The organism is Oceanospirillum sediminis, from assembly GCF_014164585.1.
Lineage (GTDB): Bacteria > Pseudomonadota > Gammaproteobacteria > Pseudomonadales > Halomonadaceae > Oceanospirillum > Oceanospirillum sediminis.
This window is the reverse complement of record NZ_JACJFM010000213.1, coordinates 1-365: the sequence shown is the minus strand read 5'-3', so window position 1 is coordinate 365 and position 365 is coordinate 1. Positions and strand designations below refer to the sequence as shown.

Sequence of the window (365 nt, the reverse complement as noted above, 5' to 3'; positions counted from 1 at the left end):
GGGTGTTAAGTGCTTTTGCATTAGGTTATGCATTGTTTCAGGTACCGGGTGGTGCTTTGGGAGATAAATATGGTGTCCGAAAGGTAATGACAGGTATTATGGTATTATGGTCAATCTTCACATCACTAACTGGTGCCGCTTGGAATTACATTTCAATGCTATGTTTTAGATTCATTTTTGGTGCTGGAGAGGCTGGCGCTTTTCCAAACATATCTAGAGCAGCATTTTCTTGGATACCAACCAAAGAGCGTGGTGCTTTTCAAGGCATAAATTTTTCAGGATCAAGGTTAGGAGCAGCTTTTGCATTACCATTAGTTGCTTATTTAATAGATTCTTGGGGATGGCGAAACATATTTTATTTCTTT

Annotated in this window: 1 protein-coding gene; it reads left to right on the top strand. The window is 39.2% G+C overall.

Annotated features, from left to right (window positions below; translation table 11 throughout):
* A partial coding sequence (locus tag H4O21_RS28440; RefSeq protein ID WP_182812567.1) for an MFS transporter occupies nucleotides 1-365 on the top strand: 365 nt, incomplete at both ends.